The 22,281-nt window shown below is 58.1% G+C and carries 28 protein-coding genes and 1 other RNA gene; 7 read left to right on the top strand and 22 right to left on the bottom strand.

Features of this window, described 5'->3' with window-relative positions:
• Positions 1-5: 5 nt before the first annotated feature.
• The 3 genes from C1J02_RS14985 to C1J02_RS14995 all read right to left on the bottom strand — a co-directional run bounded on the left by C1J02_RS14985 (position 6) and on the right by C1J02_RS14995 (position 2,273).
• Positions 6-929: a DMT family transporter gene (locus C1J02_RS14985; protein ID WP_114879297.1), complete on the bottom strand. Its 924-nt coding sequence runs from the start codon at positions 927-929 to the stop codon at positions 6-8.
• A complete protein-coding gene (locus C1J02_RS14990) occupies positions 926-1,738 on the bottom strand; it encodes a TIGR00282 family metallophosphoesterase (RefSeq protein ID WP_114879298.1) in 813 nt (270 codons plus the stop codon). Before C1J02_RS14990 ends, C1J02_RS14985 begins: the two co-directional genes overlap by 4 nt.
• A 259-nt stretch (positions 1,739-1,997) precedes the next feature.
• Complete coding sequence (locus C1J02_RS14995; protein WP_205389819.1) at positions 1,998-2,273, bottom strand: DUF4242 domain-containing protein; 276 nt, start codon at positions 2,271-2,273, stop codon at positions 1,998-2,000.
• Positions 2,274-2,424: 151 nt separating this feature from the next.
• Here C1J02_RS14995 and C1J02_RS15000 point away from each other — a divergent pair, with 151 nt between their 5' ends.
• Positions 2,425-3,342 (top strand): LysR family transcriptional regulator, encoded by a 918-nt coding sequence (locus C1J02_RS15000; protein ID WP_114879299.1) that lies wholly within the window; start codon positions 2,425-2,427, stop codon positions 3,340-3,342.
• 234 nt (positions 3,343-3,576) lie between these two features.
• Here C1J02_RS15000 and C1J02_RS15005 read toward each other — a convergent pair whose 3' ends face one another.
• Both C1J02_RS15005 and mgtE read right to left on the bottom strand, forming a co-directional pair.
• Positions 3,577-4,140, bottom strand: a complete 564-nt coding sequence (locus C1J02_RS15005) for a 5-formyltetrahydrofolate cyclo-ligase (protein ID WP_114879300.1) — start codon at positions 4,138-4,140, stop codon at positions 3,577-3,579.
• Complete coding sequence (gene mgtE / locus C1J02_RS15010) at positions 4,137-5,537, bottom strand: magnesium transporter (RefSeq protein WP_114880630.1); 1,401 nt, start codon at positions 5,535-5,537, stop codon at positions 4,137-4,139. Before mgtE ends, C1J02_RS15005 begins: the two co-directional genes overlap by 4 nt.
• 125 nt (positions 5,538-5,662) lie before the next feature.
• Between mgtE and guaD the strand changes: the two genes are divergently transcribed.
• Positions 5,663-6,958, top strand: coding sequence for a guanine deaminase (gene guaD, locus C1J02_RS15015; protein ID WP_114879301.1), 1,296 nt, complete (start codon positions 5,663-5,665; stop codon positions 6,956-6,958).
• Positions 6,959-6,960: 2 nt separating this feature from the next.
• On the opposite strand, the gene C1J02_RS15020 is transcribed toward guaD, so the two are convergent.
• The 5 genes from C1J02_RS15020 to C1J02_RS15040 form a co-directional block, all read right to left on the bottom strand.
• The gene (locus C1J02_RS15020; protein WP_114879302.1) at positions 6,961-7,383 is read right to left on the bottom strand and encodes a CAP domain-containing protein; all 423 of its coding nucleotides are present in this window, start codon (positions 7,381-7,383) and stop codon (positions 6,961-6,963) included.
• Complete coding sequence (locus C1J02_RS15025) at positions 7,380-8,720, bottom strand: 8-oxoguanine deaminase (protein WP_114879303.1); 1,341 nt, start codon at positions 8,718-8,720, stop codon at positions 7,380-7,382. The genes C1J02_RS15020 and C1J02_RS15025 overlap by 4 nt, the downstream gene beginning before the upstream one ends.
• A gap of 106 nt (positions 8,721-8,826) precedes the next feature.
• Positions 8,827-9,627, bottom strand: a complete 801-nt coding sequence (gene hisN, locus C1J02_RS15030) for a histidinol-phosphatase (protein WP_114879304.1) — start codon at positions 9,625-9,627, stop codon at positions 8,827-8,829.
• Positions 9,628-9,702: 75 nt separating this feature from the next.
• Positions 9,703-10,077, bottom strand: coding sequence for a helix-turn-helix domain-containing protein (locus C1J02_RS15035; protein WP_114879305.1), 375 nt, complete (start codon positions 10,075-10,077; stop codon positions 9,703-9,705).
• A gap of 484 nt (positions 10,078-10,561) precedes the next feature.
• Complete coding sequence (locus C1J02_RS15040; RefSeq protein WP_114879306.1) at positions 10,562-11,434, bottom strand: LysR family transcriptional regulator; 873 nt, start codon at positions 11,432-11,434, stop codon at positions 10,562-10,564.
• A gap of 122 nt (positions 11,435-11,556) precedes the next feature.
• On the opposite strand from C1J02_RS15040, the gene C1J02_RS15045 reads away from it, so the two are divergent.
• From C1J02_RS15045 to C1J02_RS15055, 3 genes are all read left to right on the top strand, one after another.
• Positions 11,557-11,781 carry a DUF1127 domain-containing protein gene (locus C1J02_RS15045; protein ID WP_114880631.1) on the top strand — a complete coding sequence of 75 codons (225 nt, stop codon included), beginning with the start codon at positions 11,557-11,559 and terminating at the stop codon, positions 11,779-11,781.
• 128 nt (positions 11,782-11,909) lie between these two features.
• A complete protein-coding gene (locus tag C1J02_RS15050) occupies positions 11,910-12,686 on the top strand; it encodes a Bax inhibitor-1/YccA family protein (RefSeq protein ID WP_114879307.1) in 777 nt (258 codons plus the stop codon).
• Positions 12,687-12,792: 106 nt separating this feature from the next.
• A complete protein-coding gene (locus tag C1J02_RS15055; RefSeq protein ID WP_114879308.1) occupies positions 12,793-13,260 on the top strand; it encodes a cupin domain-containing protein in 468 nt (155 codons plus the stop codon).
• On the opposite strand, the gene C1J02_RS15060 is transcribed toward C1J02_RS15055, so the two are convergent.
• From C1J02_RS15060 to gatC, 9 genes are all read right to left on the bottom strand, one after another.
• Positions 13,257-13,946 (bottom strand): VIT1/CCC1 transporter family protein, encoded by a 690-nt coding sequence (locus tag C1J02_RS15060; protein ID WP_114879309.1) that lies wholly within the window; start codon positions 13,944-13,946, stop codon positions 13,257-13,259. The genes C1J02_RS15055 and C1J02_RS15060 overlap by 4 nt on opposite strands.
• Positions 13,947-14,032: 86 nt before the next feature.
• A complete protein-coding gene (locus tag C1J02_RS15065; RefSeq protein WP_114879310.1) occupies positions 14,033-14,371 on the bottom strand; it encodes a hypothetical protein in 339 nt (112 codons plus the stop codon).
• Positions 14,372-14,398: 27 nt separating this feature from the next.
• The gene (locus C1J02_RS20935; RefSeq protein ID WP_162798331.1) at positions 14,399-14,587 is read right to left on the bottom strand and encodes a hypothetical protein; all 189 of its coding nucleotides are present in this window, start codon (positions 14,585-14,587) and stop codon (positions 14,399-14,401) included.
• Positions 14,588-14,808: 221 nt separating this feature from the next.
• Positions 14,809-14,976, bottom strand: coding sequence for a 50S ribosomal protein L33 (gene rpmG / locus C1J02_RS15075; protein WP_005852281.1), 168 nt, complete (start codon positions 14,974-14,976; stop codon positions 14,809-14,811).
• A gap of 187 nt (positions 14,977-15,163) precedes the next feature.
• An RNA gene (rnpB, locus tag C1J02_RS15080) (RNase P RNA component class A) lies at positions 15,164-15,575 on the bottom strand.
• A 35-nt stretch (positions 15,576-15,610) separates the two neighbouring features.
• Positions 15,611-16,285: an N-acetylmuramoyl-L-alanine amidase gene (locus tag C1J02_RS15085; RefSeq protein ID WP_114879312.1), complete on the bottom strand. Its 675-nt coding sequence runs from the start codon at positions 16,283-16,285 to the stop codon at positions 15,611-15,613.
• Positions 16,286-17,038 (bottom strand): hypothetical protein, encoded by a 753-nt coding sequence (locus C1J02_RS15090; RefSeq protein WP_114879313.1) that lies wholly within the window; start codon positions 17,036-17,038, stop codon positions 16,286-16,288.
• 38 nt (positions 17,039-17,076) lie between these two features.
• Positions 17,077-18,564, bottom strand: a complete 1,488-nt coding sequence (gene gatA, locus C1J02_RS15095) for an Asp-tRNA(Asn)/Glu-tRNA(Gln) amidotransferase subunit GatA (protein ID WP_114879314.1) — start codon at positions 18,562-18,564, stop codon at positions 17,077-17,079.
• Positions 18,564-18,851, bottom strand: coding sequence for an Asp-tRNA(Asn)/Glu-tRNA(Gln) amidotransferase subunit GatC (gene gatC / locus C1J02_RS15100; RefSeq protein WP_114879315.1), 288 nt, complete (start codon positions 18,849-18,851; stop codon positions 18,564-18,566). The genes gatA and gatC overlap by 1 nt, the downstream gene beginning before the upstream one ends.
• 149 nt (positions 18,852-19,000) lie before the next feature.
• On the opposite strand from gatC, the gene C1J02_RS15105 reads away from it, so the two are divergent.
• The gene (locus C1J02_RS15105) at positions 19,001-19,693 is read left to right on the top strand and encodes a metal-dependent hydrolase (protein WP_114879316.1); all 693 of its coding nucleotides are present in this window, start codon (positions 19,001-19,003) and stop codon (positions 19,691-19,693) included.
• Between the two features lie 2 nt (positions 19,694-19,695).
• Here C1J02_RS15105 and C1J02_RS15110 read toward each other — a convergent pair whose 3' ends face one another.
• From C1J02_RS15110 to C1J02_RS15120, 3 genes are read right to left on the bottom strand one after another with little or no spacing between them, the layout of a single operon-like run.
• Positions 19,696-20,103 carry a hypothetical protein gene (locus C1J02_RS15110; protein ID WP_114879317.1) on the bottom strand — a complete coding sequence of 136 codons (408 nt, stop codon included), beginning with the start codon at positions 20,101-20,103 and terminating at the stop codon, positions 19,696-19,698.
• Positions 20,100-20,723, bottom strand: a complete 624-nt coding sequence (locus C1J02_RS15115) for a DUF5671 domain-containing protein (protein ID WP_114879318.1) — start codon at positions 20,721-20,723, stop codon at positions 20,100-20,102. Before C1J02_RS15115 ends, C1J02_RS15110 begins: the two co-directional genes overlap by 4 nt.
• A 5-nt stretch (positions 20,724-20,728) precedes the next feature.
• On the bottom strand, positions 20,729-21,184 hold the full coding sequence (locus tag C1J02_RS15120) for a nucleoside deaminase (RefSeq protein WP_114879319.1): 456 nt from the start codon (positions 21,182-21,184) through the stop codon (positions 20,729-20,731).
• A 62-nt stretch (positions 21,185-21,246) separates the two neighbouring features.
• Between C1J02_RS15120 and C1J02_RS15125 the strand changes: the two genes are divergently transcribed.
• Positions 21,247-22,149, top strand: a complete 903-nt coding sequence (locus C1J02_RS15125; RefSeq protein ID WP_114879320.1) for a pseudouridine synthase — start codon at positions 21,247-21,249, stop codon at positions 22,147-22,149.
• Positions 22,150-22,281 lie beyond the last annotated feature (132 nt).

The raw sequence follows: 22,281 nt of genomic DNA on the forward strand, positions 1-22,281 counted from the left end.
AACGTTCAACCCTCGTTTGGTTTCTGCTGTACCGAAAGCGCCTTGCGGCGCTGCGGTTGCACCAGATACATACCCATGAACATCGCGGCCAATGCAAGCCAAATAGTCGGCGCATAGGTTTCGCCCAGTATCAGGTTCGCCCAGATCAGGCCAAAGCCCGTGACCATATAACTGACCTGCACCGCAAACACGGCCCCTGCCCGGCCCACCAGCCACACGTAGGACGCATAAACCAGCACATGGATCACCGACCCCGCAATCAGCGCCTGCTGCGGGACCGCTGGCGGCCAGACCGGCGCGATATATTGACCGGTGGCGAACGTCAGCGGGATCATAACGATCACACCCACCAATGACGCGCCAAACATCACCTGAAACGGGTCCAGCCCTTCCGTCCCCCATTTGTTCACATAATTGCCTTCAAAGGCGTAAAATAACGCCGTAACCAGATAGATCGCGGCCCATCCGACCGGAATGTTCAACCCCAGATCGACCGCCGGGGCGACGATGATCAACACTCCGATCAACCCAAAAAGCAGCCCGACAAGCCGCCGCCAGCGAAATCGGTCATTCCCAAGCATCAGAGCAATGACAAAGGCGAACATCGGCACGGTGCTGATCAGCAACGACATGATGCCTGCGGGCAAGAACACCGCCGCCTGATAGGATATGGAATTGGGCATCACCGTGCCAATCATTGCGAGGATCAGATAAAGCCGCAGCGCACGCATGTTCAGCGGCAAAGCGACCCGGCGCAGGGCACAGATCACCCCCATCAAAACCATACCAATGATCAACTGCCAGAACACCAGCCCAAAATGGCCGTAGCCTGTGCTCACTGCGATCTTGGTGAAAGGTTGCGTGATGCCCCAGCCCGCCCCCATCAGCACCAGAAACGCGGAGTAAGACAGGATTTCGCGGCGTGTCACGGGGTGCTGGACTGCAAGGTGCCACCTGTGCGCACCGGCTGCATGCGCGTGGCGCGGCCTGTGCGGTCATCCGTTTCGACATAGACACCTGACAACGTCGCCTCACCATTGGCGGGCGTGAACCGTTCTTTTGGCATGCCTGTGATAAACCGGCGCAACGGCTCGGCTTTGTCCATGCCAATGACCGAATGATAATCGCCGCACATTCCCGCATCGCTGAGATACGCAGTGCCGCCGGGCAGGATCATCGCATCTGCCGTGGGAACATGGGTGTGGGTGCCCACCACCAGTGACGCCCGTCCGTCGCACCAATGGCCCATCGCCATCTTTTCAGAGGTCGCCTCGCAATGGATGTCCACAATGATCGCCGATGCCAGCCCGCCAAGAGGATGGGTCTTCAGCACAGGCTCCAGCGCCGAAAAAGGATCGTCAAAGGGGCGTTTCATAAACACCTGACCCAACGCCTGACAGACCAGAACCTTGCGCCCGTTTTGCGCCGTAAACAGCCGTGCGCCCTTGCCCGGCGCAGATTTGGAGAAATTTAGAGGCCGGATAATGCGCTGTTCCTGCTCAATAAAGCTGAGCATGTCTTTTTGATCGAACGCATGATCACCCAGCGTGAGGCAATCGATCCCGGCCTCCAGCAACAGCTTGGCATGCGCGCCCGACAACCCGATGCCGCCGGTGGCGTTTTCGCCGTTGACCACGACAAAATCAAGCTTCCACTCGCTGCGCAGACGGGGCAGATTTTCGGTGATGGCGCGACGCCCGGCGCGGCCCATCACATCGCCAAGAAACAATATTTTCATGGGAGCAAGGGGTAAGCCTGTGACGCGGCGGCGGCAAGCGTGTTTTTCGTTCGACGGTCTGCTTTGCGGACAAAGTGTGAATTTGCTGCACTTGCTCCAATGGCTGCTTTCGGGGTCGGTCAATATCGGTTTTTGTTGCCGGTGACACAAACGTATGAGTTGTGACTGGAAAAGCAGCTTGGCTCTGTCGGACCGAAGCCAAAAAAAATCCGACGACCATTCGAAAATCGTCGTCGGAATGTCTGAAATCATCAGATGCTTAGTTGTTTGCCGTCAATGGATCGATGATCTGAGAAACCTTCGTGATGTTCGACACTGGAATGCCGCTCAGTTCTGCATGTTTGTTAATCTCTTCCTCGCTCTCGGCGAGATAGACACAGAACGTTTTCTCGCCCGCCACATAAGAGTGTTGCCACTGAATGCTGGGGCCGATCGTGGCCAGTGCCTGATTTGAGGCGCGGGCAGCACCGCACAGCTCAGTTAGGGAAAACTCTCCGATGCCTGGAATGTCGCGTTCGATGATGAAGCGTTCCATGTTCTATATCTCCTGTGTTGGATGAATTGATGTTGCCCCATGACCGTGCCCGATCACCGCCGAAACTCAAAACTCAATTTTCTTTAGTCTGATAAAGTTAGTCTATATTTATGCCTGTTGATATTTTGCGACATAAAGATAAACTTTAGCAATGGTGACCCTAACACATCTGAAATCGCTCCAGGCCGTCGAGTTATCAATCCGCAAGGGCTCGTTGAAAGCTGCGGCCGACACGCTGGGCATTACGCCTGCCGCCGTGGGGCAGCGCGTTCGAACACTAGAAGACTATCTCGGTGCCGATCTGTTGCTGAGGGGGCGATCCGGCTTGCAGCCGACACCACAGCTTGAGCACGCTCTAGCTGATTTGCAGCTGGCCTTTGCTGCGCTTGAACGGGTGACTGATACACTCGACTTCCAGCGTATCAGCGAAATACAGATTGTTGCAGATCCGGATTGGGCTGAGCTTTGGCTGGCACCACGTATTGACGCCTTTCGTGAAGCGCATCCCAACATCCTGTTCTGCATAAACGGAGCGGGGGACGTTCCTCTCAGATTGGGCGCGCCAGACATACGTATCGACTACGGAGAAGGGGCTGGTGAGTTACTGTTTACTGACATTTTTTTGCCCGTAACCGGTCCCGACAATCCGCGCCGCATTGCAGACTGGGACCCTGTCCTCCAGATGGAGGGAATGCCTCTCTTGCATCTGAAGGTCCAGCGAGAAAGCTCAAACCACCCTGGGTGGGTCGAGTGGTTTCAAAAATTTGGTCATCGCGAGAGCGGCCCCGATCGTGGCGTTCATTATCCAAACGCCAGGCTTGCACTGGAAGCGGTACGGCAGAACGTGGGTTTTTTGGTGTGCGGCCTGTCCTTGGTACTGAGCGATTTAGAAAACGGTTCGATCGTGAATCCATTCCCTGCATCTCAGCATCTTACTGCTCCACATCCCTACAGGATGCAGTTGCGACCTGATGCCGCAAAGAGACCCCAAGTGCAAAGATTTGTCGCATGGCTTCGCAACATGGCAAGCGAAACACACAGCGAAATCCAACGATTGAGAAGCTTGTAATTCTGATTGGGCGCAGGGAGAGCGTGTGCCCGCCCGTACTGTGCGGATAACAACCCCTGACCTCACCAATGAATATTCCTGTGTCACAAATCCTTGGCAATATCTAAGTTAATTTTCTTACATTTTTGGTCGAATCGCGAAGAGCTGACATTCGTGCATAGCGCGGCATTCGGCAAATTGGGCTCACTGCCGACATTGATCCAAATCTCCGGGTTCACGTTCCCGCCCAATGCCCTACCCCGTCACCTCAATCACACCCACTTCTGTCACGATCAGGTCCAACGGCTGGTCTGTCAGCTCCAGCGGCAGATCGTCCGTTTCCTGCCCCGCGAAGGCAAATCCAATCGCCATCGTCGGCCGCTTGGCGCGCAGCATCTCAAGCGTGCGGTCATAAAACCCGCCCCCATAGCCCAAACGCCCGCCTGCACGGTTGAACGCCAAAAGCGGCACGATCAAAATCTCTGGCTCAAGAAAATCCTCGATCTCAGGGATCATGGCACCAAATGCCCCCGCCACCATCGACGTCTCAGGTGTCCACCGCGAGAATTTAAGGGGCTGACCTGATTTGATAATGACCGGCACGCCAACCGGTCCATGCGTACAGGCCTCTGCCATGGCAGGCAAAGGGTCGATTTCCGTGCGGATCGGCATGAAACCCGAAAGCGGCACACCACGATAGCCTGCCAGCACCTCGCTCAGATATCCGGCCTGCGCGGCATTTGCATTTTCAAACAATGTCTTGCGCCGCGCAAACGCTTCCTTGCGCGCCGCTGCCTTGATCGCCGCCAGATCGCTCACAACAGCACCGCCGCCGCCAATCCAAGAAAGGCAAAGAACCCAACAACATCCGTCACAGTGGTCACAAAGGCCCCGGATGCAAGCGCCGGATCGACCCCGACCCTTTCCAGCAGAATGGGAATGCCCGTGCCTGCCAATCCGGCCACCACCATGTTGATCACCATGGCCGTGGCAATCACGTAACCCAATGCGGGCGAACCGAACCAGATATAGCCCACGATCCCCATCACCACGGCAAAGACCGTGCCATTTATCAAGCCAACCAGACATTCACGCCGGATCACCCGCCAGACATTCGATCCGGTCAAATCCTTGGTCGCAATCGCGCGCACCGCCACGGTCAGGCTTTGGGTCCCCGCATTGCCGCCCATCGACGCGACAATCGGCATCAGCACGGCCAGCGCCACGATCTGGGCCAGTGCCATTTCAAATTGGGCAATCACAAGGGATGCCGCAATCGCTGTGACAAGGTTGACCGCCAGCCACGGCAAGCGCTGTTTGGTGGTTTCAATCACCCGGTCGCTCAGTGACCCTTCGCCAACACCGGCAAGCCGCAGGATGTCTTCCTCGTGTTCCTCATCCAGAACCGCCATCGCATCATCAATGGTGATCACCCCGATAAGGCGCCCCTCATCATCCACGACGGGTGCCGAAATCAGGTGATACTGGTTGAACGCATAGGCCACATCCCCCTCATCCCGCATCGCCGGGATCACCTGAAACGTTTCTTCGAGGATATCGCTCAGCAAAGTGGCGCGTTTGGACCGCATCAGTTTGCCCAAGGTGATGTTGCCCACCGGATGCAGGCGCGGATCGACCATCACAATGTGATAGAACTGATCTGGCAGGTCCTCTTCCTTGGTGTTGCGCAAATGATCAATTGCCTGACCGACATTCCAATGCTCGGGGGCCATCACGACCTCGCGCTGCATCAGGCGACCGGCGGAATATTCCGGATAGCTGAGCGATTGTTGCACTGCCGCCCGGTCGCTGTCTTCCAGCGCGCCCAGAATCGCGGCCTGCTGTTCGTCTTCCAGATCTTCGATCAGATCGACAACGTCATCGCTGTCCATCTCCCGCACCGCCTGGCTCAGGACCTGCGGGGCCAGCATCGAAATCACGTCTTCGCGGATGGATTCGTCAAGTTCTGACAGGATTTCGCCGTCAAACTCGCGGTCATAAAGCCGGATCAGATCGGCACGGTCACCATGGCTGATCTGTTCCAAAAGGTCAGCAATGTCCGCCGCGTGCAGCGGCTCCATCAGGGCGGTCAGTGTGGCCTGATCACCCGCTTCAACCGCCTCCAGAATCGCCGCGACCGCCTTACGATCCAGCAGATAGGCCTCTGCCTCATCCTCTTCTTCGATGGGCCGTACCAGATTTTCTCTATCATCCATCATCACGTGCTCCTCGACCGGCCCTTGCGCTTGGCGCGACCATAGGCATGCGGTGTTTGAGACACAATGGCGGTTGATTGCGGATGGGCGTTGCCGCCCGCCCCGGACAGGAATAATGTCACCTCATGACTGAACAAACTCTGCTCTGCGGCCCGACCCTGCGCTTTACCGGCGATCCGATGATCCAGCCGTGGCGTGACGTGATCCATGTTGACATCAATGGCGGCCTGCTGATCGAAGGCGGCATCATCAAGGCGGTCGCTGACGCGGATCGCCTGCGCGCAGATCACCCGCAGGCAAACGTGACGACGTATGGGGACGGCACCCTGATCTGCCCCGGTTTTGTCGATGCCCATGTGCATTACCCGCAGACAGCAATCATCGCGTCCTGGGGCAAGCGCCTGATTGACTGGCTCAACAGCTATACTTTTCCCGAAGAAATGCGCCTGTCTGATCCGGACTACGCCGATGAAATTGCCGCGCGTTATCTGGATCTGACGCTGGATCATGGCACCACCACTGTGGCGTCATATTGCACCATCCATCCGCATAGCGTTGATGCGATTTTCGCCGCCGCCGCTGCACGGGGCCAACGGATTGTCGCGGGCAAAACCTGTATGGACCGCAATGCACCCGATGGGCTGCGCGATACCGCACAATCTGCATATGACGACAGCAAAGCCTTGCTGGAACGCTGGCACGGGGATGGTCGCGCCGCCTATGCCATCACCCCACGGTTTTCTCCGACTTCAACGCCAGATCAGCTTGCCGCTCTTGGCGCGCTCTGGGCTGAATTTCCCGAATGTCTGATGCAAACCCATCTCAGCGAACAGCTTGATGAAATCGCGTGGGTCCGCGATCTTTATCCGTCTGCGCGCGATTACCTCGATACCTATGAGGCCCACGGCCTGATCGGGGAACGCGCCCTTTACGGCCATGCCATCCACCTTGACCCCCGCGAGATCGACCGCCTTGGTGAGATCGGAGCCGCCTTGGTCCATTGCCCCACGTCCAACACCTTCATCGGCTCTGGTCTTTTTGACATGGCCGGTCTTACCGCTCGCGGCATTCCCTGCGGGTTGGCCACGGACACCGGCGGTGGTTCGTCTTTTTCAATGCTGCGCACCATGGCTGCGGCCTATGAGATCGGCCAGTTGCGCGGCACCCCGCTGCACGCCGCACAACTGATCTGGCTCGCCACCGCAGGCTCTGCGCGCAGCCTGCATCAGCAGGGGCATATCGGCACCATCGAGGCAGGCAAGGAAGCGGATCTGTGCATTCTCAACCTCGCCTCAACCCCCGCGATTGCGCAGCGCGCCGCACAGGCGCATGACATCTGGGAAAGCCTGTTTGCCACGATCATGATGGGCGATGACCGCGCGGTCCATGACGTCTGGATCGCCGGAAAACGCCGGGCGTAGCGTCAGCAGGATCCCGCAAGCACCATCACCCAGATGTTGCCTTTTGCCCGCGCCAGACCAAATTCGCGAACGTCTTTATGAACCATGTTTCGGTAATGCCCTTTGGATTTTGCCCAACTCTGCATGACCTGCGCCAAATCCCGTTGCCCTTTTGCAATATTCTCGGCGACGAAACACCACTTATATCCCTGCGCGCTGACCCGGTCAGAAACGGCTGAACCATTGCTGCCCTCATGGGCGAAAAACCCCCGCCTGGCCATATCATTCGCATGGGCCTGCGCCGCCTTTTCCAATCGCGGCGAATAGATCAGGGCCGGTTTGCCCGTACCGGCGCGCACCACATTGATCGCGCGCGTTGCCGCAGGGTCCGCCGCCGCTGGCACAGCCATCAACAACAGCGCCAATACATATATCAACTGTTTCATAATGCCTCGCTCAATGCTCTTGCCATTTGGTTTTGCCGCGCCACCTGTGCACCCAGATCAAGGGTTTGTATCTGACCATCGCGCACAATCTGACGACCTTCTACGAATAAATCCCTGACTGTGGTTGGTCCAGCCAGCAACAGCGCTGCGGGGTCCCAGCTGCCTGCTGACGCCAGACCACTCACATCCCAGATCGCCACATCGGCGCGGCACCCCACCGCCAGACGCCCACAATCGGGCCGCCCCAAAATATCCGCACCACCACGCGTGGCAATCTCCAGGGCTTCGCGGGCGCTCATCGCATCTGCACCGCGTGCAACCCGCTGCAACAACATCGCCATGCGTGCCTCAGCCACCAGATTGCCCGCATCATTGCTTGCCGATCCATCAACGCCAATGCCAACCGGAACACCAGCATCGCGCATCTCCCGCACCGGCGCAATGCCAGAACCAAGGCGGCAGTTTGAGCAGGGGCAATGCGCCACGCCGGTTCCTGTCTCAGCAAAAAGCGCAATCTCACTTGGGTCCAGCTTGACGCAATGCGCGTGCCAAACATCGCGGCCAACCCATCCCAAGGCTTCGGCATATTGACCGGGGCGGCAGCCGAATTTCTCAAGGCTATAGGCGATGTCTTCGTCGTTCTCAGCCAGATGCGTGTGCAGCATCACGCCCTTGTCCCGTGCTAACACCGCCGCATCGCGCATCAATTCGCGGCTGACTGAAAATGGCGAACAGGGCGCGATCCCGACCCGGCACATCGACCCTTCGGCGGGATCATGGAAACCATCCACCACTCGGATGCAGTCGTTCAGGATTGCAGCTTCATCCTCGACCAGATCATCGGGCGGCAGGCCACCGCTGCTGATCCCGATGCTCATCGCCCCACGGGTCGGATGAAAGCGCAGCCCAAGCTCGGCTGCGGCGTGGATCGTATCCTCAAGCCGCGCGCCATTGGGATAGAGATACAGGTGATCCGACGACAGGGTGCACCCTGACAATGCCAGCTCCGCCAAACCTATTTGCGCCGACACATACATATGCTCTGGCGTGAACCGCGACCAAATCGGATAGAGCGTTTGCAACCAACCAAAAAGCAACGCGTCCTGCCCACCCGGCACGGCACGGGTCAGCGTCTGATACAAATGATGGTGGGTGTTCACCAACCCCGGCGTCACAACACATCCGGCCGCATTTATCACCTCGCCAGAGGTGGCAAGCCCGACCGCAACCGCGACAATCACACCATCCCGGATCAGGATATCCGCACCGCACACTTCGCGGCGCGCATCATCCATTGTCAGAATACAATCTGCGTTTTTGATAAGAATTTCGACCATGCTGCACCTCTTGCTCTGGCCTGTCTCATGCAAAGGTGCAAACGCTGGTGGAAAACAGGCTCAAGAACCAGCGTTACAGGAACTTAAACGCTGACACGGCCCGTGGTCAATAATCTTTGAGGATCGCCAGTGCCTGTGCGTGGATTTCAGTGTTCGCCGCCGCAATGGCACGTCCGCCCGCGTGGGCAGGCCCGCCTTGCCAATCGGTCACGACCCCGCCTGCCGCGCTGATCACCGCGATCGGCGCGTGAATATCATAGGCGTTCAATCCAGATTCAATGACCAGATCAACCTGCCCCGCCGCAACCAGCGCATAGGCATAACAATCCATGCCATACCGGGTCAGCTGTGCGCGACCCGCCACCGCATTGAACCCCGCACCATCCGCCGCAGTCCCAACCTCTGGAAAAGTGGTAAAAACAATTGCCTGGCTCAGGTCACGCGGTTTAAGCGTGACCAGCGGGCGCGTGCCTTGCGGCCCGGTCATCTGCGCGCCGTCTGGTGCCCCCTCAAATCGCTCACCAACATAGGGCTGATCAATGAGCCCATAAAACGGCCCCGCCGCATCTGAGAGCGCAATCAAAACGCCCCAGGTCGGGGTGCCGCTGACAAATCCACGGGTGCCATCAATCGGGTCAAGCACCCACGTCAGCCCGGATGTCCCGGACGTTGCCCCAAATTCCTCGCCCAGAATGGCATCATCGGGCCGTTCCCGCGCCAGAATATCGCGCATGGCACGTTCTGCCGCGCGATCTGCCTCTGTCACCGGGTCGTACCCAACGCTCAGCTTGTTATCCGCCGTCAGGCCAGCAGTGCGAAAATACGGCAAAATAACCGCCCGCGCCGCGTCCGCCATCAGATGCGCAACACGGCGGATATTTGGATCAAATGAGGTCACCTCTGTCATGCACAGGACCTGCCAGCTTGGCCCGCGCAATTCAAGCCCCCGATCCCCTTGCGGGTACCGAGGGTCGCGCCGGTTTCAGGCCACGTCGCTTAAGACGCGGGCAAGTTCAAAAAGCCGGCGCCGCTGGTTTTCCGGGATCGCGTAATAGGAGCGCACAAGATCCATTGCCTCTTTGTCGCCCATCAAATCGGTTGGCACAGTAGCGTCTTCCTGAGCGGCTTCGTCTTCAGCAGATTTCAAACCTTCGAAAAAGAAGGAAACCTGAACATCAAGGGCATCGGCAATATCCCAAAGCCGCGACGCGCTGACGCGGTTGGCCCCGGTTTCATATTTTTGAATTTGCTGGAACTTGATGCCAACCAAATCCGCCAGCCCTTGTTGTGTCATCCCCTTCAACCACCGCCGCTGGCGAATGCATTTTCCAACGTGCACATCTACCTTGTGAGCCATCTCGTTTCGCTTCCTTACTTATTAAGAACTAAAATAATTTCAATCATTACGTTTTTGACGTCGAAAACATGTGTTTTGCAATCCGACGTCGTTCTCTAACATACGAATTACCACCAGCACATCAAACATTATTAACTATTTCATGATCCGCGCACACAAAGTCACGTACAACCTAAGGTGTTAATTGTGGATAAATCCAAGACTCAATGCGAGGCTTCCCAAACGTCAATAAGCGGTATTTTCCATGACATGTCAGACACCTGCGCCACATCCTTAAATTTCGCGGCAAACACGCAAAAGTTGGCTTTGAACGGAACGCACAATTTTTCAGCAGCCTAAAAAAAACCGGGCGAATTGTAACAAACGGAACAATTTTGCCACCACACGCGCCGGGAGAGTGAATAAAAAGTGATTCTCCCAAGGGGTTAAACGGGTCATTTGCGCACCCCATACACAACCCTCTGATCAAGACCATTGTCTGCCCTTAAACGGCGCGCAATCGGCCAGCCTGAGGCTGAAATGCATTTTGCAAAAGAGCGACCAATGTGTTGTGCACTTCTCCCTGCGATCCTTGTGCGCGATAAAGGTTGATCTTCTGGGTTGCCAAGATCGGCAAGGCGCTGTTGTGATCCACCTGTTCCAGATAGGGTGGTTCGGTCCCGTCGATCATCGCATGCACAGCCAGATCGGCGCTGACCGCCGCCTCAATCGTGCGATCGCTTTCTGTATCAACGGCCATTTCCCAATCAATACCGGCGGCGTCCAACGCCTTAACCACATGCGGGCGAAACGTACAGAAACGGCAGAATGCCAGACGCAAGGGCCGTTGCCGCCACGCTGCACCACCGGGTGCCCCGATCCAGATTAAATCTTTTTCTGCAAGCGTTTGGCCACCCTGATCAAGGCCGGTTTCGGTCGTGACGATCAGATCACAGTCGCCTTTAGCAAACCGCTCTTTCAAGGTTTTCGTATAGGACGCTTCAAGTAAGATGCGCACCCTTGGAAACGCCGCATGGAATTGTTTGAGCACCTGTGGAATGGCCGGATACACAATGTCATGCGGCACACCCAATTTGATCTCGCCCTCGTAGGCCTGATCGGTCAGGCGGGCAATTACCTCGTCGTTGAGCGCGATCATCCGACGCGCATAAACCAGCAATTGTTCGCCCGATGCCGTCAACCCAATGGTGCGCCCCGTGCGGTCCAAAAGGCTCAGACCCAGCATTTCCTCCAGTCGTTTTAACTGCATCGACACGGCTGATTGGGTCAGATGCAAGAACCCGGCCGCCCGGGTGACCCCGCCTGAATCAGCCACCGCCACAAATGACCGTAGCGTCGTGATGTCGAGGTTTCTCATATATCAATCCCCTTGATGCCACCCATAACAAACATTCGTTTTTATTATGTCCTGACATCTACCATATATCAAGTATCGAAATGCAAAATGGAATCGCATCACAATTTCTAAAGGAATATACCATGACCACGCTTCTTCGCCACAGCTGCTCCGCAACACCAATCAACGGTGCACGCACCCGTTCCGTTCGCCGTCTTCTCGCCCGAGCTTATGGCGTGTGGCACACCCGGCGTGCACTGGCACGTCTGACGGACGCTCAACTTGAAGATGTGGGCGTGACCCAAGCCGAGGCAGATCGCGAGGCACGTCGCGCGGTCTGGGACGTTCCGGCCAATTGGCGCGACTGACGGCCGCAGGCCTTTACAGTTTTCGACAACAAAACCCTTGAAAAACAGTCGGGAAGGCCCAATATTCCACGCAATACCGTGACCGATCTTGTCGGCACGTAACTTATTGCCAGTTTGGAGGTCAACACATGGCTGACGTGAATACAATCCGGGGCGTAGCCGGAACCCGCGCCGCCGAAATCGACGCGGGTCTGCGCGCCCACATGAACAAAGTATACGGGACCATGTCCGTCGGTATGCTGATCACCTTTGCTGCGGCTTGGGCGATCTCAGGCTTGGCGGTCACTGCCGACCCTGCCTTGGGCGTGGCGCAATTGAGTGCTGACAAATACCTGACCAACTTCGGCTACACGCTTTACGCGTCGCCACTGAAGTGGGTTGTGATGCTTGCGCCTCTCGCCTTTGTCTTTGGCTTTAGCGCGATGATCAACAAGATGACCGCTGCCACAGCACAGGTCGTGTTCTATACCTTCGCCGCCGTGATGGGCATCTCGATCAGCTCGATCTTTCTGGTCTTTACCGGCTATTCGATCGCACAGGTGTTTCTGATCACCTCGATTGCATTTGCGGGTCTTTCGCTCTGGGGTTACACAACCAAGAAGGACATTTCTGGTTGGGGCAGCTTCCTGATCATGGGCGTGATCGGCCTGATCGTCGCTTCCATCGTGAACATCTTCCTCGCCTCTTCGGCGCTGATGTTTGCCATCTCTGCCATTGGTGTTCTGATCTTTGCGGGCCTCACAGCCTACGACACACAAAAGATCAAGACCGAGTATCTGGCACATGCGCACCACGGTGATACCGAATGGTTGGGCAAAGCCGCCATCATGGGCGCGCTGAACCTCTATCTCGACTTCATCAACATGTTCATGATGTTGTTGCATCTGTTCGGCAACCGCGAATAAGCGCTGCGCGTTCTGACAAAATGGGGCCGGTTCTGAAAAGGACCGGCCTTTTTTGATGGCAAAGACCCCGATGCCAGAGTTTCCAGCAAACGGCGAAAGGTGATCCATGACCATTATCAAAGCAGGCACAGCAAAACGCGATGAAGCCGGCCAGGATGACCCTCTTGGCCCCTACCGGGCCGAACTCATCAGCGACACCGGGCACCTCACGCAATTTGGCGCGTTCATCGAAGAACTGCCACCGGGATCACATTCGTCGTATGCGCATTGGCACAGGTCCGAGGATGAAATGATGCTGGTCCTGAGCGGTGAAGTTGTCGCCATCGAGAATGGCGTCGAGACGGTTTTGACACCCGGTGACGCCGCCTGTTGGAAAGCAGGGGATGCGGTCGCGCACACGCTGCACAACCGCAGCGACGCGCCCGTGCGCTATATCGTGATCGGCACCCGCGCGGCCAAGGACACAGTGACCTATCCCAACCACGACCGGGTTCTGCATTTTGATCGGGCGACCAGGGAACGCACGTATACCACGCTTGCGGGCGCACCAAGCAGCGGTCCACTGAAAAGCTAGGCCAGCACCCCAAACGCGTTTCCCACAAAGGCCGTCACTGCCATTGCCAATGTGCCCCAGACAACCACCCGGCGAATAGCTGGCCATTTTGGCGCTCCGCCCAGGTGTGCGCCGCCCCCGCCCAAGGCAACCAGCGCCAGCACCGCAACGATGGCCACCGCGATGCCCCGGCTGCCCACCGGGGCCAGCAACGCCGCAAGCAACGGCAAACCGCCACCCAGCGCAAAGGCCAGCGCTGAGGCAGCCGCAGCCTGCAGCGGGTTCGCCTGCCCTGCCAATCCGAACATGCCCAATTCTTCGCGCGCATGTGCGCCCAGCGCATCATGATCGGTCAGCTGCGCCGCGACCTCCAGTGCCAGATCACTTTCGACACCGCGACTTTCCAACCCTTCCGCCAATTCGCTCAGCTCATAATCCGGGTCTTCGATCAGCGCGACGCGCTCGCGTTCCAGATCGGCCTCTTCGACATCGGCTTGGGCAGAGACGGACACATACTCCCCCGCAGCCATAGACAAGGCACCCGCGGTCAGCCCGGCCAGTCCTGTCAGGATCACATTGCCATGCACCATTCCGGCAGAAGACACACCAACCAGCAGGCTGGCCGACGATACAATACCGTCATTGGCCCCCAAAACGGCAGCGCGCAGCCAATTGCTGCGATTGATATAATGGCCTTCTTTGGGCATTGGGCGTCATTCCAAATGCAGCATGCGTATTCAGTGTCGCGATACTGCGCATTGGGACGGGCTGCAAGCGGGTGTGGCCGTCAAGATCAGGGACAGTTGATTGCGCCAGCGATCCCCGTTGCGCGTGCACGACTGGGCCCGATGGAATATCCGCCGCCCTCTGGTGTGCATCCGGTCAAGGCCGGGACTTCAGCAAGGAAATTACTCACGGTTGTTGGACCCATCGAAATAACTGTGCCACGCGGCGCACGGAAAACCGCAAACGGGTTGCTGCCGACACGCACAATGCTCAGCCGAACGTCGCGGCCAGCAACGTTCACGGCAACTGAATTACTATTGAGGGTGCCACCGCTGCGTATCGCGCAAAACGCCTGAGTACTGCGGTCAGACGGCCCGCCCCGCACACTGATCTGCGGCACACGCATACCCAACCGCACCGCGACAACCAGAGTTTATCTTTTCGAAAACAACGGCTTGCTCAAAACCTCAACCGCCTGGGTATGAGAGCCGATGCCTGTGAACCCGACACTTTGGCTGTATTTACCACCAAAGACGGGTGCAGGGGGCGGCCCGCCCAGTTTACCGGCACATGCCGACAAAAGGCCGACAGACATCAAGGCGAAGATTAGGGAGCGTGGCATGTTTTGTTCCTTGGCAGCTAGGATATCGCCAACTATTGCGTGATGCTCGCTAGGACGCAAGCGCTGTGTTGTGATGAACAGGCGACAGATGTCCAACCAGCCTTGAATGTCTGCGGGCACGATCCCTGGGCGCATACGGCCCAAATGGCCCTATCCGGTCCCTTAAACGCAAAAAGACCGCGCAATGAGCGCGGCCTTTCAATCCTGAAAGCAGGCTGATCTTACTTGATCTTGCCTTCTTTGTATTCGACATGCTTGCGAATAACGGGGTCGTACTTTTTGATGACCATTTTTTCGGTCATGGTACGCGCGTTTTTCTTTGTAACGTAAAAATGGCCTGTGCCCGCGGACGAGTTCAGACGGATCTTGATCGTGGTTGGCTTCGCCATAAGTCTTCTCCTGCTGCACCGCCCGGCTCTGCGCGGGGTGCGGGTAATCCTGAAACCCGGCTTTTAACCGGATGCGGGTCCGAGTCAACAGCAAAAGGCGGTTGCAAGCTCAGTTCAGTCCGGGTGTGGAATAATCCGGTTCTTCCGGGCGTTTTCTTTGACAGACGCCGGTTTCAGCCGGATAGATATGCGCGGAAAGCCTATAAGCCGGATTTTGTCCTCGTATGCAGGCAAGCCCGCACACGATGGATGACCATTCCTCTGACCACGTCGTTGCCGACGCAGCTATAGCTGCCAACCCGGACCTGCTGGGGCAAAAGAATCCCCGCTGTTGCCAGCACGCGGTCCCTATTTGGCATTGCTCCCGGTGGGGCTTGCCGTGCCGTCCCTGTTGCCAGCGACGCGGTGGGCTCTTACCCCACCGTTTCACCCTTACCCTTGAAGTGGTATCGGTTGCCCGACCTGCCACAAAGGCGGTTTAATTTCTGTGGCGCTGTCCGTCGGGTTGCCCCGCCCGGGAATTACCCGGCACCGTTTCTTTTCGGAGTCCGGACTTTCCTCGATCCTGTTGCCAGAACCGCGGTCATCCAGCCTTCCGCGCAAGGTGTGGCGTAGCCCGCCACGCACCCCTGGGTCAAGTCTGCAAATCAGTTTCGCCCAATGCCGCAAGATCAGAAGCACAAAGCGGTCCCTGCGCATAAGGCCGATATCGCAAGCGCACCGCCGAAAGCAGGGCGTCATCGTCCACTTCTGCGGTATAGCCCAGTGCTCTCGCGACTTTGCGGAAACTGTCAAAGTTTTGGCTTTGCGGGCCTGCGTCGCCGCCAATTGCGCGCGCCAGCCCCTGCCGCGCCAACCGCGCCCAGTCAAAATGCGGACCGGGATCACCTTTGCGCCCCGGTGCCATGTCAGAATGGCCAATCACCCCCGCCGCCGGGATCGCCCAGCGCGCCATGATCCCTTTCAGCAAGTGTTCAAGCGCGGCCATCTGCGGCTCTGAAAACGGATGGGTCCCAAGATTGTCCAACTCAATACCAATGGAGCGGGAATTGATGTCATCCATACCCGCCCAGGCACCGGTACCCGCATGCCACGCGCGCTGATCTTCGGATACCAGTTGCGTGATCTCACCCCGATTGGCGATCACATAATGGGCCGACACCTCGGCCTCCGGATCACACAGACGCGCGATCGCCGCCTGCGCATTTTCCATGGCAGTATAGTGGATCACGATCAGCGCGGGGTGCAGATCATCCCGGCGCGGCCCGCAGTTGGGCGATGGATGATCGACAATCGCAAGCTTTGTCACCTAGCCGCCTTGCGCTGCCCGGCGAAACGGGGAAGGATCCCAGGCACAGGCAAAACCATCGCCATCAGGGTCCAGGCCTTTGCGGTCGCGGGTTGGCCCGCCATCAGACAGAAAGGCGATCTGCGCCTGATCCGGGTGCGAATACTGCGCACAGGCCCGCTGAGCTTTGGAGGCCTTGTTCAGACCAATCCGCGTGTAAACCGGTGTGCCCAGCGCATGTTTGCTTGCGATTGCATAGGCCACGATATTGGGACCGGCATCGCCGCGATCCGGCAATGCTTCGGGCTGCACCACCTGATATTGCGCCCGGTTTGCCGCAATGCGTGCGGCATCATCCCCAATGGTGCGCTGGCCCGACACGGCATCAAAGTTGTTCTCGTTTGAAATGCCTGCCGTGTTGACCACCGCAGGGGCCGGGTTGGACGGGCTCGCGTTGATCGGTGCAATGCCGGAATTCGATGCCGCATCATTGCCCAGACCGTTGCTGGCCCCACCGGGGCGGGTCGCAGCCAGCACACGGGCGGTTGCAGCGGCAGTCGCTTCGGGTGAGCCATCATTCACCGGCAACAAAGGTGCCGAGGACACCGATGAAGGTGCCGGTACGCCGCTGGTTGCCAATGCGGCTTCACGGCGGCGCTGCTGCTCTTCGAATGTGCCATCAAACCCCACACCGCGACCAGAATCCGGGACGGCGGGCTGACAAGCGGACAATACCACACCGGCGGCGATCATTAAGAATACACGTGTGATCATCTGACCTGCTTTATTTTACTGCTTTGTTGTGCACGCATTTACCACCATTTGTCCGCTTTGGCCACAAACCCCGCGCTGCGCTCAAGCGCATAAGCGGAAGACAGCAAATCGGCCTCTTCCCAAGGCCGTCCAATCAGTTGCAGACCCAAGGGCAGCCCCTGCCGGTTTTGCCCGGTCGGCACCGCGATGCCCGGCAGTCCGGCAAGGTTCACCGTGACGGTAAACACATCATTCAGATACATCGCCACCGGGTCTGCATCTGTCATTTCACCCAGACCAAAGGCCGCAGACGGGGTGGCCGGCGTCAGGATGCAATCAATGCCCTGCGCAAACACATCCTCAAAGTCCTTTTTGATCAGGGAACGCACCCGCCGTGCGCGGTTGTAATAGGCGTCATAAAAGCCAGCCGACAAAACATACGTCCCTATCATCACCCGGCGCTGAACCTCTGGTCCAAACCCTTCGGCACGGGTCTTTTCGTACATCTCGGTAATGCCATCCCCTTGATCCAATTTTGCACGATGGCCATAGCGCACCCCGTCATAGCGTGCGAGGTTGCTGGACGCTTCGGCAGGCGCAATCACGTAATACGCAGGCAAGGCGTACTTGGTGTGCGGCAGGGTAATATCGACAATCTCTGCCCCGGCGTCCTTCATCATCGCGATGCCGTCAGACCACAGCGTTTCGATTTCTTCGGGCATGCCGTCCATGCGGTATTCGCGGGGGATGCCGATCTTTTTACCCCGGACATCACCGGTCAATGCCGCCTCAAAGTTGGGCACTGCCAGATCGGCGCTGGTGGAATCCTTCGGGTCATGGCCACACATTGCCTCAAGCATGATCGCTGCATCGCGCACCGACTTGGTCATCGGTCCGGCCTGATCAAGCGAGGACGCAAAGGCCACAATCCCCCAGCGCGAACACCGCCCGTAGGTCGGCTTGATCCCGACCGTGCCTGTAAAGGCCGCTGGCTGACGGATTGACCCGCCCGTATCAGTGCCCGTTGCCGCCAGACAGAGATCAGCCGCAACCGCCGCCGCTGAGCCGCCTGACGATCCACCGGGCGTCAGTTCTGCTGCGTCATTTCCCCGCCGCCACGGGTTGACCGCATTGCCATAAACAGACGTCTCATTGGACGATCCCATGGCAAATTCGTCCATGTTCAGCTTGCCCAACATCACGGCACCCGCATCGAACAGGTTCTGGCTGACCGTGCTTTCATATTCGGGCAGGAAGCCTTGCAGAATACGTGACCCGGCCTGAGACGGCACACCTTTGGTGCAGAACAGATCCTTGATCCCAATCGGCAACCCACACATCGCCGGGGCATCCCCCGCCCTGATCCGCGTGTCCGCCGCCGCGGCTTGTTTCATCGCGATCTCTGGCGTGTGGTGCACAAAGGCGTTCAACGCCCCGGCCCCGTCAATCGCGCTCAGACACGCCTCGGTCAGCGCTTTGGACGTCACCTCGCCAGACCGCAGGGCATCGCGGGCCTCTGCCAGACCCATTTTGTTCAGATCAGACATTATTCAACCACCTTTGGCACCGCAAAAAACCCCTCACGCGCATCGGGCGCATTGGCCAGCACGGCGCGCTGCTGATTGCCGTCGGTCACCTTATCAACACGCCGCTTAAGCACCTGTGGCGTGACTGACGTCATCGGCTCGACACCCTCAACGTCCACCTCGTTGAGCTGTTCGATAAAGCCCAAGATGGTGTTAAATTCCTGCGCCAGAGCAGGCAGCGCATCAGGCTCTACCTTGATCCGGGCCAGTTTCGCGACGCGCGCGGCAGTGCTTTCGTCAATGGACATCGGGATTCCTCATCTGATCCCCCGCCATTTACCGCCCCAAACGCCCCCTCGCAAGGGCAGCACGGGTTTTCCGCTTCACCCTTTTGAAAATACCTTCCCAAAGCCGCAAAACACGCTAACTTTGCGGGCAAATCGCAAGGGGGATCATCATGAATATCATCTGGCTCGGCCACGGCTCATTTCGCATTGAAATCGAAGACCAGGTCCTGCTGATCGATCCTTGGCTGAACGGCAATCCGATGCTGCCCGAAGACCAGCACGATAAGGCGATCACCGGTGCCACCCATGTTCTGGTCACCCACGGCCATTTCGACCACACGCAGGATATTGCGGAAATCGCGTCAAAGACAGGCGCACCTGTGTCGGGCATGTACGAACTGATGGCATGGTTCGACCAAAAAGGCGTCAAAAACACAACCGGCTTTAACAAGGGCGGGACCATCCAATGCGGCTCCGTGGCTGTAAGCATGGTGCCTGCTTCACATTCATCCTCCATCGGCAGCGATGATGGGTCGGTCTATGTCGGGGCCGAAACCGGTTTTGTTATCAAAGGCGAGAACCACACCATGTATCATTCCGGCGACACCGCGATCATGGCGGACATGGATTGGATCGGGGATTATTACAAACCTGACGTTGGTATCCTCTCGGCGGGGGGATTTTACACCATGGACATGGCGCAGGCCGCCTATGCCGCCAAACGCTATTTCAATTTCAAGACGGTGATCCCCTGCCACTACCGCACCTTTGAGGCACTGGAACAAAACGCAAAAGTTCTGGCAGATGGCCTGCCCGGCGTGGATGTGATTGAGCCGCAGGTGATGCAGCCAATCGCATTCTGACCCTAGTCGGGCAAAGTGGACCCGGACATGCAGCCTGTTTGCCCCTCAAATTTCAGCGGGCGGTTCAGCGATTGTGAAAGATGGCTTTCAGCAGGCAGTTCAAATTCCGCGCAAACCTCAAACCGCGTATCGTCAATGCGGCGATAGATGTAGGGCGCATCGGTCTTCGGGTCGAACACGGAGTTGATCCGCACATACTCAGGGCAATAGTCCGCGTCTTCCAAGGCCTCTGGAAGCGGCCGCTTGGCCTTCGGACACTGCAGGTAATTGAAAATGCGGTTGAGGTCGGAAATCCGTTCACGATCCATCTTTTCCATGCGCGCATATCCAGGACCACCCGCCGCCATCAGCCCCAGAATCAGTGCCGCCACGACAGCGGCAATCATCGCGATCAACAACGCCTTGTTCACGTGGCATCCCCTTTTCGGATGTCATTGAGATAGAACAGGAAGATCCCCCCCGCGACAGCACCGACCACAGCTGCCTTCATCACAAACTGCCCGGTCAGGTCGCCGTTCAGTAGCGCGTATATCGTCGCTACCAGATCACCCAGCAAAACCGACGCCGCGATCAGCAAGGTGATGTAAATCAGCCATTTTCGAATGGCGGACCGGTACAGACTTGGATCTGCCGCCAGCTTGCCCCGTTCACGGACCGTCAGCCATAGATAGGTCGGTGCGGTCACGATCAGCACCGCCATCGCCCATCTAATCTGGTTGTAAGGGCGATAGGTATTCGGTCCGTCAAACATCAGGTCGATAAGGGCGTGAAACAGCGCCACCAAATGCCCCGCGCCAAAAATCAGCACCCCAAAGGTCAGTGCATAAATAAAGAAATCGCGCGCCGAAACCGTGGCCTGCGGGCGCGGGATCGGTGGTGAGAAAGCGGTATCGGCCCAGGCATCCAGGGCGTCCGCAACCTCGTTGCTGCTCCACCCCGACCGCGCCAATGCCGCTTCGATCTCGCCCCGATCTTTGCCAGCACTCAGCGCGTCGCGCACAAATCTGGAAAGTTGCTTGTTCGCCGCCATACCGATTATCCTTTTCTTTTTCCCGCAAAGAACGCCTTAAGCAGATCTTGCGCCTCTGCCTCGCCTATGCCGTCGAACACCTGTGGCACATGATGGCACTGAGGGTGCGCAAACACCCGCGCGCCTTGCGCAACACCCCCTGATTTGGGGTCGGACGCGCCATAGTACAACCGACCGATGCGCGCCGCTGCAATCGCCGCCGCACACATCGCGCAGGGCTCAAGCGTCACATAAAGCGCGTGATCCACCAGCCGCTCGGATCCAAGCGCCGCACAGGCCGCCCGGACTGCCAGCATCTCGGCATGCGCGGTTGGATCATTCAGTTCCCGCGTTCGGTTGCCCGCCTGCGCCACCACCCGGCCCTCCGCGTCCACCACGACGGCACCCACAGGCACCTCGCCGCGCGCACCCGCCGCGCGGGCCTGATCCAGTGCCACATCCATGAAAGACCGAAATGTCATACCCCTTGATGCCCGCAAAAGCCGCCCTTTCGCAAGCCGGTGAAACGCGTTAAGGCGGGGTCATGAATGCCAAGCCCCCCTCCGATACGCCCAAAGGCGACCGCATCGCCAAAGTGCTGGCGCGCGCCGGTCTGGCTTCGCGCCGCGAGGCGGAGCGGATGATTGAGGCCGGCCGGGTGCGCGTGAACGGCGATCAGATACTGTCGCCCGCCCTGAACGTGACCGAGACGGACAGGATCACCCTTGACGGCAACCCGGTGTCAGAACCCGAACCCCCGCGCATGTGGCTCTATCATAAGCCCACCGGCCTTGTGACCACCGACCGCGACGAAAAGGGGCGCGGCACGATCTATGACGATCTGCCCGAGGACATGCCGCGCGTGATGGCCATCGGACGGCTTGATCTGAACTCTGAAGGGCTGCTGCTTTTGACCAACGACGGCGGCATCAAACGCAAGCTGGAACTGCCTGCGACAGGCTGGCTGCGCCGCTACCGCGCGCGGGTAAATGGGCGGCCCTCGGACGCGGCACTGGACCCCTTGCGTCAGGGAATCACCGTTGAAGGCGAACATTTTCAGCCCATGACCGTAACGATTGACCGCCAACAAGGTGCAAACGCCTGGCTGACCATCGGGCTGCGCGAGGGCAAGAACCGCGAAATCCGTCGCGCGATGGATCATGTGGGCCTCAGCGTGAACCGGCTGATCCGCATCAGCTATGGCCCTTTTCAACTGGGCGAACTGAAACCCGGCGAGGTTGAGGAAATCCGCCGTAAAATCGTGCGCGACCAGATGGGCATCACGCTTGCCGACGACAGCGGCACCGCTGTCAAAAAGAAACCCACAGGCGTCAAACGCGGCCCGCGCCGCAAACCCGGTGGATTTGGCGGCGCAGGCCAACCCGGCGCGCCCGGTCCACAAAAAACCAGACCCGCCCCCAAAGGCCCGCGCAAGCCGCGTGGCTAGGGTCAGGACCCATGTCTATCAAAGCAATCTTCCCGGCAATTTGAAAGCCCGCCCCTGCAAGGATACGCGCACGGCGAAATTCCCCGTCACAGGCAATTCACATTGAACCAAGATGGCCCTAAGACTTTGGTG

Origin of the sequence: Sulfitobacter sp. SK011 (assembly GCF_003352065.1) — a bacterium.
Taxonomy (GTDB): Bacteria; Pseudomonadota; Alphaproteobacteria; order Rhodobacterales; family Rhodobacteraceae; genus Sulfitobacter.

Coding starts and splice junctions, on each gene's coding strand:
- C1J02_RS14990 (WP_114879298.1), bottom strand. CDS start 1,738: ATGAAAATATTGTTTCTTGGCGATGTGATGGGCCGCGCCGGGCGTCGC.
- C1J02_RS14995 (WP_205389819.1), bottom strand. CDS start 2,273: ATGGAACGCTTCATCATCGAACGCGACATTCCAGGCATCGGAGAGTTT.
- C1J02_RS15000 (WP_114879299.1), top strand. CDS start 2,425: ATGGTGACCCTAACACATCTGAAATCGCTCCAGGCCGTCGAGTTATCA.
- mgtE (WP_114880630.1), bottom strand. CDS start 5,537: ATGGATGATAGAGAAAATCTGGTACGGCCCATCGAAGAAGAGGATGAG.
- guaD (WP_114879301.1), top strand. CDS start 5,663: ATGACTGAACAAACTCTGCTCTGCGGCCCGACCCTGCGCTTTACCGGC.
- C1J02_RS15020 (WP_114879302.1), bottom strand. CDS start 7,383: ATGAAACAGTTGATATATGTATTGGCGCTGTTGTTGATGGCTGTGCCA.
- C1J02_RS15025 (WP_114879303.1), bottom strand. CDS start 8,720: ATGGTCGAAATTCTTATCAAAAACGCAGATTGTATTCTGACAATGGAT.
- hisN (WP_114879304.1), bottom strand. CDS start 9,627: ATGACAGAGGTGACCTCATTTGATCCAAATATCCGCCGTGTTGCGCAT.
- C1J02_RS15035 (WP_114879305.1), bottom strand. CDS start 10,077: ATGGCTCACAAGGTAGATGTGCACGTTGGAAAATGCATTCGCCAGCGG.
- C1J02_RS15040 (WP_114879306.1), bottom strand. CDS start 11,434: ATGAGAAACCTCGACATCACGACGCTACGGTCATTTGTGGCGGTGGCT.
- C1J02_RS15045 (WP_114880631.1), top strand. CDS start 11,557: ATGACCACGCTTCTTCGCCACAGCTGCTCCGCAACACCAATCAACGGT.
- C1J02_RS15050 (WP_114879307.1), top strand. CDS start 11,910: ATGGCTGACGTGAATACAATCCGGGGCGTAGCCGGAACCCGCGCCGCC.
- C1J02_RS15055 (WP_114879308.1), top strand. CDS start 12,793: ATGACCATTATCAAAGCAGGCACAGCAAAACGCGATGAAGCCGGCCAG.
- C1J02_RS15060 (WP_114879309.1), bottom strand. CDS start 13,946: ATGCCCAAAGAAGGCCATTATATCAATCGCAGCAATTGGCTGCGCGCT.
- C1J02_RS15065 (WP_114879310.1), bottom strand. CDS start 14,371: ATGCGTGTGCCGCAGATCAGTGTGCGGGGCGGGCCGTCTGACCGCAGT.
- C1J02_RS20935 (WP_162798331.1), bottom strand. CDS start 14,587: ATGCCACGCTCCCTAATCTTCGCCTTGATGTCTGTCGGCCTTTTGTCG.
- rpmG (WP_005852281.1), bottom strand. CDS start 14,976: ATGGCGAAGCCAACCACGATCAAGATCCGTCTGAACTCGTCCGCGGGC.
- C1J02_RS15090 (WP_114879313.1), bottom strand. CDS start 17,038: ATGATCACACGTGTATTCTTAATGATCGCCGCCGGTGTGGTATTGTCC.
- gatA (WP_114879314.1), bottom strand. CDS start 18,564: ATGTCTGATCTGAACAAAATGGGTCTGGCAGAGGCCCGCGATGCCCTG.
- gatC (WP_114879315.1), bottom strand. CDS start 18,851: ATGTCCATTGACGAAAGCACTGCCGCGCGCGTCGCGAAACTGGCCCGG.
- C1J02_RS15105 (WP_114879316.1), top strand. CDS start 19,001: ATGAATATCATCTGGCTCGGCCACGGCTCATTTCGCATTGAAATCGAA.
- C1J02_RS15115 (WP_114879318.1), bottom strand. CDS start 20,723: ATGGCGGCGAACAAGCAACTTTCCAGATTTGTGCGCGACGCGCTGAGT.
- C1J02_RS15120 (WP_114879319.1), bottom strand. CDS start 21,184: ATGACATTTCGGTCTTTCATGGATGTGGCACTGGATCAGGCCCGCGCG.
- C1J02_RS15125 (WP_114879320.1), top strand. CDS start 21,247: ATGAATGCCAAGCCCCCCTCCGATACGCCCAAAGGCGACCGCATCGCC.